Consider the following 7,927-nt stretch of genomic DNA (forward strand, 5'->3'; position numbering starts at 1 on the left):
AATCTAGTCATAGCTTACTTCTGACTTCTGACTTCTAACTTCTGACGCTAAGCGTAGCGCTATATCTGGTAGCGTCCTTATTTTATACCTAGGCATAATGAACCATCATGGTAAGCATTAAGGTATCAGCCGTTAGCCGTACCCACTATGAATCCATGACTTTCTTGACAAAGTATAGTTCCTAGTTGTTTTTGAAAAATTACTGTTGACTGGGATTAAACAGTATCAGCTAGTAGCAGGGAAACTGCCACCGATGAAGTGGACATCACTGAAGGTTTCGATCCATAAACGAGCTCCACAATCGAGTGGGTTATCTGGCTGATAGACAATCCGACACGGACCAATGATTTCGATCTGATTGCCGTATAGATTGTTGCCGCTTCGTTTTACTGAAATCACTGGCAGCCGGTCTTCAGGGCTTTTGTGGTTATTGGAGCCAATGCGATTGCGGTTGACATTAATCTTAGCCAAAGCAGGAGGACGAGTAGTACGCCATTTGCCTTTTGGTCCACGGGTACCTTTCGTGATTTGTGGCAAATCGTTGAACAGAGGAATAATCCAGAATTTCCCACTTTTATAGGCACCCCGAACCCGACCCTTCTCTAGGAGTTGGCGCAATCGCCGAGAAGAAATACCTAACAGAGATGCGGCTTCAGTAGTACCAACGTGCTTACTCATTGAGGAGACTTGAAATAACTATTCCGATACTAGTATATAATAAAAATTGACCAAATAACAACTTCCCTTAAAGAAGTGATATCGTGTCCAGTTGTTTCAATAGTGTTGAAGGTTGTTCGCGTAGCGTGGCCGAAAGGCCAAGGTTTAATAACCGGGTTACCTGTAACCTAAAAATAGGTTGAAAGTTGTTCGCGTAGCGTGGCCGAAAGGCCAAGGTTGTTCGCGTAGCGTGGCCGAAAGGCCAAGGTTGTTCGCGTAGCGTGGCCGAAAGGCCAAGGTTGAATAACCGCCTAACCTGTAACCTGTAACCGGGTCACCTGTAACCTGTAACCAATAACCTGTAACGGGTTAACCAGATTGCGATCGCGTTTGCTAAAATTCTGCTAAAATCATTTATTGAAAGTAAATTAACCAGCACCCTTAATCATAAGGATTGCTAAACAGCTCAAATCCTTAATTCCATCACTTAATCAAATTAGCCAAATCTCTCGGAAACCGAAAAGCTTTCGCGGCTACTTTAGCTGATTAGCCAACAGCCAGGGTTAGCATCTAGAGCTAGCATCTAGAGCTAGCATCTACCACTAGCATCTACTTAAACCATCCTGATACCAGGGAATTTCTACCGTAATTACTACCGTATGTCATTTAACTGTGACATGCTCCCTCTTAAGAGGACAATCAACAGGAAAAAACTACCCTCTTAATGGCCTAGTCATACCCAAATTCCCTGATGACCTGCCAGTATGATCTGCTGTCTTAATCCCGATTGCCAGAATCCCATTAATGCGGATGATAACCAGTTTTGCCAAAGCTGTGGTAACAAACTAGTACTCCTGAAAAACCGCTATCTTCCGATTCGACCCCTCGGAGATGGGGGCTTTTCCAAAACTTATTTGGCAGAAGATAGGGACAAATTGGATGAAAACTGTGTGATTAAGCAGCTAGCGCCCCAAATTGAGGGAACGAAGGCACTCAAGAAGGCACGAGAATTATTTGAGCAAGAGGCCAAACAATTGCAAAGGCTGGGACAACATCCCCAAATCCCTACTTTGCTAGCTTACTTTGAGGAAGATCAGCGCTTATATTTGCTCCAAGAGTATATCGAGGGGAAAACCTTAGAGCAAGAGTTGGCAGAAGCAGGACCGTTCAGTGAAGACAAGATTAGGGATGTTTTATTTGAATTGCTAACTATTCTCAAGTTTGTCCATCAACAGAAGGTGATTCACCGAGATATTAAACCAGGTAATATCATTCGCCGTCCTGCTTCGGCTCAAGGATATGAAAAAAAGACTGAGCTAGTATTAATCGATTTTGGGATAGCCAAGCAATTGAGGGCTACGGTCATGGCTAATATCACTGGCACCACTATCGGTTCCTTTGGCTATGTGCCTATGGAACAAATGGAGGGAGGTAAAGCCTATGCTGCTAGTGATTTATACAGTTTGGGCACGACCTGCTTTCATTTGCTTACTAATGTTCATCCTTGGGATTTGTGGAAGAAACAAGGCTATCGCTGGGTAAATAGTTGGCGAAAGCATTTAAAGCAACCGGTGAGTGAACAATTGTGGTGGATAATGGATCGGCTGCTCCCAGAAAGCTATCAGCACCGTTATCAGTCTGTAGACCAAGTCTTGGAGGTGTTGGAGCTTCAGTCTGCGCCCTCTGCTAATCCCTCTCAATCAACCTCTAAGTATAACGAGTCTTTTCTGAATTTTTTAACGTCATTAAGACAAAATGACCAGTTAAAAAAACAAGTGATGATGGGAGGATTTTCTTTATTATCTCTAGGATTAATTACTCAAGGATATGGATATTTTCGCTATAAAACATTTCCGTCTAATCTAAGTTTTTTGATGGCTGGTTTACCCAGCAGTACCTACCTCAAAACTACTCTCAATGGACACTCTAACTCAGTGCGTTCTATTGCGGTTAGTCCTGATAGTAACTATTTGGTAAGTGGTAGTAATGATCATACTGTAAAAATTTGGAATTTGCCGAAAGGTGAGTTAGTTAGAACTCTTAATGGCCATGATGGTAATGTTTATTCTGTCGCTATTAGTCCTGATGGAGAAAATATTGCTAGTGGTGGTGATGACAATACTATCAAGATTTGGAATTTGAAAAGGGGTCAGCTGAAAAAGAATCTTACTGGTCATCAGGGATTTATTAGTTCTGTTGCGATTAGTTCCGATGGAAAAACGTTAGTAAGTGGAAGTTATGACCACACTATCAAAGTTTGGGATTTACCGACGGGCAAGCTGAAACAAACCTTAAGGGGGGAAACGAATTGGGTTAGTTCGGTGGTGATTAGTCCTGATGGCAAAACCTTAGTTAGTGGTAATGGGGGCAATACGATCAGAATTTGGGATTTGGATACAGGTGATCTAAAAAAGACCCTGACCGGTCATAGAGATTCCGTTGTTTCTCTAATCATTAGTCCTGATGGTAAAACGTTATTTAGTAGTAGCCTAGACCGTAATATTAAAATTTGGGATTTGACAATTGGTGAATTAAAAAATACCTTGACTGGACATATATACTATGTTCATTCTCTGGCGATTAGCCCGGATGGTAAAACCTTGGTTAGTGGTAGTGCCAAGAATACCATTAAGGTTTGGGATTTAGAAACATGGGAGTTGAAAACTACCCTCACTGGTCATAAAAACTGGGTGAGTTCTCTGGCGATTAGTCCCGATGGAAAAACCTTAGTCAGTGGCAGTAGAGATGATAGTATTAAAGTTTGGAAGTTGCCTTGATTTATGACAGTAAGCTGGTTTAATTTAAAGTTTTAGGTTATGACAGGAAGGGAGCAGGGAGCAGGGAGCAGGGAGCAGGGGTAAAGAATTTTATTTTTTTGATATAGCAATTATATTTCCCATGAGGTACAAAGGGATCCCCCTAAATACCCCTTAAAAAGGGGGACTTTGAGGTTTATAAGTGTAACTCATAAATGCAATAAAAGCTATAATTAAATAATATATAATTGAAATCCACAACAGCTGAAAGGATAAAGTGTAAAGTCTAAGCTGTAAACTGTAAAGTGTAAACCGTCAACACAATTTAAATGCATACCTGGCACTGGGACACTTGGAATAATTTGCCCTATTTAACGAGTAGCCTATTGAAGCAATGGAATCACGGCTTCTTTTCCTCAGCATTTTCTCCCCGTTCTCCTGAAGAAATGGTGGATGTACTCCAGCCTGATGCCCAGGTGTATCGAGTTAAACAGGTTCACGGCAATACAGTACTAACTCCTGGGGAAATTGAAAGTACCCAAAACGGTGAGCCAGACTCCAATAAACCACCGGCTGATGGTATTATAAGTGAAGAAGCTAACCAAGCTGTGTGGGTTTGTACAGCAGATTGTACGCCGTTACTGATTGGGGATATGGAAACGGGACAGGTAGCAGCAATTCATGCGGGTTGGCGGGGTACTGCTCAACGGATTGTTCCTAATGCGATCGCAAGATTGCTAAACAATGGTAGCCGTAAAGAAAATCTACGCATTGCTCTCGGTCCAGCAATTACAGGGGAATGCTATCAGGTATCAGAAACCGTGGCGGCTGAAGTGGGAGCTAGTATTGTATCTACTGATCAAGGGGATACCACTGAATCAATTCTGGGGGTGTTGCAGCAGCTAGACGACTCCCCGATATTAGATGACCCGAAACCCGGACGAGTACGCTTGGATGTGCGGCGAGTCAATGTCTTACAGTTGGAACAATTGGGCATTGATTCAGAACAAATTGCGATCGCACCCCACTGCACTTACTCTGAACCAGAGCGTTTCTTTTCCTATCGGCGTAATCAACTTAAGAAAGTTCAGTGGTCTGGTATTATTAGCTATTGAAGCGTAAGCTATCAGCTATCAGCTATCAGCTATCAGCTAATGCGCTACAGATTGTGCTACTTGATGTGCTTATGGGCTATGAGGAAGCTACACCGAACAGCTTTTGAATAAGCGATGCAGCGCCGACCTGCGGGGGTTTCCCCCACTCGCGCTTGGGATCAAGAAAACAAGTAAGCATTCGTTTAATCTCAGTGATGGAAAGCTGACGGCTGACGGCTGACGGCTGAATGCTTACATTGAAGCTAGGCCAAAGCCTGGCAACGGAACCGGTACGACAATAGCAAAGAAACGTCCTTGAATCCATGCCACGCACCCCTAGATTAACCTTTGACCGGGGAACTCTGATTTTGCATCCACCACCGAGGGGCAAAGCTTGGGTGGAGTATGCGACTTGGGATGATCGGGTAGAGAAGTTTCGGATTAGAGGAATTCATTATCGTCCTCTGGTAGAAACCTTACTCAGAGAAAAGGTTGATTTTATTGATGATGCTAGGGAATTTGTGCCTCTGCCACTAGTATCTAGTTTTGAGATGGAACCTTATCCCCATCAACGGGAAGCTCTATTGGCATGGAAGCAAGCCGGTCGTAAAGGGGTAGTGGTGCTACCAACGGGAGCAGGTAAGACTTATCTGGCTCAGTTGGCAATGCAAGACACTCCTCGTAGTACCATAGTTGTCGTACCAACCCTAGATTTAATGCACCAGTGGTATGCTCAACTCGAAGCAGCCTTTCCAGATGTGGAGGTGGGAGTGTTGGGGGGTGGTTCTCGCGATCGCACGCCTATCCTGATCGCCACCTATGATAGTGCCACTATTCATGCGGAAACCTTAGGGAATCGGTACGCTTTGGTGATTTTTGATGAGTGTCATCACTTACCTACGGATTTTTATAAGGTGATTGCGGAATATGCGATCGCACCCTATCGGTTAGGACTGACAGCAACCCCAGAACGCTCCGATGGCCGTCATTGGGACCTTAACGGTTTGATAGGACCAGAGGTTTATCGGAAAAGCCCTGATCAATTGGCGGGTTTGGCACTAGCTGACCATAAGGTAATTCAGATTAAGGTCAAGCTGTCCCAAAAAGAACGCGATCGCTATAATTCTTGCATGACGTTGCGCAATGATTTTTTGAGAGCGTCCAACATTCATCTCGGGAGTATTAAAGGTTGGCAGCAGTTTGTGATAGCAAGTGCCCGTAGCCAAAGCGGACGCCGAGCCATGTTAGCTCACCGGGAGGCCAAGGAAATTGCCTTAGGTACCGATGGAAAATTAAGGATTTTGCTAGATTTGCTGGCTCAGCATTACCCAGAGAAGATGTTAATTTTTACCAATGGTAATGCTACACTTTATCGCATTTCTCAAGAGTTATTGATTCCCGCCATTACTCATCAAACCCCAGTCAAAGAGCGTCATGATATTTTGAAGCGATTTCGGGAAGGAGAGTATCGCTGTTTAGCGGCATCCCATGTATTGAATGAAGGAGTGGATGTACCCGATGCGCGAGTAGCGATTATCTTGTCAGGGACCGGTTCATCTCGGGAGTATATCCAGCGCTTGGGTCGGGTATTGCGTAAAGGTAAGGATGGGGAGAAGGTAGCGTTGCTGTATGAAGTGGTAGCTGAGGATACTTCTGAAGAACGGACCTCTTGGCGTCGCCATGGTGGTGGTAGCAAGAATGAACCGCGAAGGCGCAAACAGCCGCAAGGGAGCCAGACCGGTAAGCAGTTGGAGTTATTGCCAGAGCAGGGTTATCAGGTCAAGCCTAGGAGTAGCCCTAGGGCGGCTGAGTCTAAGGGCAAGTGGGGAGATGAGGATGATGAGTTTTAGTATTTCTCAAAAGGTGATAGGGTGATCTGGTGATGGGGTGCTAGGTATGAATGCAACTTGGTATCAACACCCCTCTAACCAGGTCTCAAACTCACCAGGTAGAGGAGGTTACAACAAGACTAAAAGCGATGCAGCGCGGTCATGAGGGTTTCCCCGAAGACCGCGCTGCATCAAGACAAGCAGACAGGGGTTAGGGTGACCGGGTGGGGCGGGGCGCGGGGAAAATAAAAGCCACTTTGGAGTTACTCCAACCTGATTCAACCGTCCTATCAACGTGGCATAGCTCCTCCATTGTTCCAATCACCCGTTCCCCTACACCCTACAGCACTGAGATAAAGTCAGCAGAAGTCAGTAAACCACTAGAATCGACATAAGCAATGATCTCTCCACCTAAGTTGATTCGAGTACCGTTGGTAATAGAAACATCAGATATTGTACCTGTGAATGAGCTTAAGGTGTAATTGGACAATGACCCGGAAATCTGGATCTTGTCAGAGTCAGTTTCGCCAGCGAAGCTAAATCTGTCGAAATTGTCAATGACAGCGTAATCAAGACCAGCGCCGTTGTAATAGATCGAGCCACTGGTGCCTAGGATAATCAGATCCCTGGCACCAAAATCACCAGGATCAAGGATATCAATTTCACCAGCACCGTCCAGAATACTGTTAGTACCGTTCAGGGTATCTGAGCCCAAACCTCCAACTAGGGTATCGTTACCACCTGCGCCAGTGAGGGTGTCATTGCCAGAACCACCATTGAGGCTATCATTGCCAAAATTTAAAGTCGAATCATCACCCGTGAGGCTATCATTGCCACTGCCACCAAGTAGAGTGTCGTTTCCGGCTTCTCCCTGAAGTGTATCGTTGCCCGCACCGCCATCTAAAAGATCACCTATTAGATCAACAGTTCCTAGAGTATCGGAGTCCAGGGAATCATTACCACTACCGCCAATCAAGGTATCTGCTCCCCCTTGACCTTGAATAGTGTCATTACCACCATTACCATCGAGACGGTTTGCGCCGCTGGTACCGATGATGGTCTCACCCCCCTGAGAGCCCTCGACATTCTCAAAATTGCGAATCGTTTCGGTATTACCTCCAGAAACTGAGGTGGTCTCAGTTGCCAGGTTGATGGTGACCCCGGAACCAAATGTGACATTGGAATAATCGATAGTATCGATTCCTAGACCGCCATTGTGGATGTCGAAATTCACAAAATCGTCGTCGATTATCCGATCATTACCAGAACCACCATTGGTGGTGTCCACTCCCGAACCACCATTGAGTATGTCATTGCCAGCACCTCCATTCAAAGTATCGTTTCCAGCTCCACCATTGAGGCTATCATTGCCAAAATCTACAGTGGAATCATCACCCGTGAGGCTATCATTGCCACTGCCACCAAGTAGAGTGTCGTTTCCGGCTTCTCCCTGAAGTGTATCGTTGCCCGCACCGCCATCTAAAAGATCACCTATTAGATCAACAGTTCCTAGAGTATCGGAGTCCAGGGAATCATTACCACTACCGCCAATCAAGGTATCTGCTCCCCCTTGACCTTGAATAGTGTCATT

The 7,927-nt window shown here is 45.1% G+C and carries 5 protein-coding genes; 3 read left to right on the forward strand and 2 right to left on the reverse strand.

Translation table 11 applies throughout. The annotated features are described in order from the left end of the window. Window positions 1-225: 225 nt before the first annotated feature. Complete coding sequence (locus tag F6K53_RS29640) at window positions 226-678, reverse strand: helix-turn-helix domain-containing protein (protein ID WP_293026083.1); 453 nt, start codon at window positions 676-678, stop codon at window positions 226-228. Between the two features lie 743 nt (window positions 679-1,421). Here F6K53_RS29640 and F6K53_RS29645 point away from each other — a divergent pair. The 3 genes from F6K53_RS29645 (at window position 1,422) to F6K53_RS29655 (ending at window position 6,357) form a co-directional block, all read left to right on the forward strand. Next, window positions 1,422-3,434 carry a serine/threonine-protein kinase gene (locus F6K53_RS29645; RefSeq protein ID WP_293072263.1) on the forward strand — a complete coding sequence of 671 codons (2,013 nt, stop codon included), beginning with the start codon at window positions 1,422-1,424 and terminating at the stop codon, window positions 3,432-3,434. 308 nt (window positions 3,435-3,742) lie between these two features. Next, entirely contained in the window at window positions 3,743-4,528 is a 786-nt protein-coding gene (gene pgeF / locus F6K53_RS29650; RefSeq protein ID WP_293029004.1) for a peptidoglycan editing factor PgeF, read from the forward strand. Between the two features lie 302 nt (window positions 4,529-4,830). After that, window positions 4,831-6,357 (forward strand): DEAD/DEAH box helicase family protein, encoded by a 1,527-nt coding sequence (locus F6K53_RS29655; protein WP_293083147.1) that lies wholly within the window; start codon window positions 4,831-4,833, stop codon window positions 6,355-6,357. Window positions 6,358-6,676: 319 nt separating this feature from the next. Here the strand turns inward: F6K53_RS29655 and F6K53_RS29660 are convergent. Next, window positions 6,677-7,927, reverse strand: a 1,251-nt coding sequence (locus F6K53_RS29660) for a calcium-binding protein (RefSeq protein WP_293083149.1), incomplete at its 5' end; no start/stop codon positions are given.

It is taken from the genome of Moorena sp. SIO4A1 (assembly GCF_010672065.1).
GTDB lineage: Bacteria > Cyanobacteriota > Cyanobacteriia > Cyanobacteriales > Coleofasciculaceae > Moorena.

Bases quoted from the DNA above. Each gene is read 5' to 3' on its own strand.
- F6K53_RS29655 (WP_293083147.1), top strand. From the start codon at position 4,831: ATGCCACGCACCCCTAGATTAACCTTTGACCGGGGAACTCTGATTTTG.
- F6K53_RS29645 (WP_293072263.1), top strand. From the start codon at position 1,422: ATGATCTGCTGTCTTAATCCCGATTGCCAGAATCCCATTAATGCGGAT.
- F6K53_RS29640 (WP_293026083.1), bottom strand. From the start codon at position 678: ATGAGTAAGCACGTTGGTACTACTGAAGCCGCATCTCTGTTAGGTATT.
- pgeF (WP_293029004.1), top strand. From the start codon at position 3,743: ATGCATACCTGGCACTGGGACACTTGGAATAATTTGCCCTATTTAACG.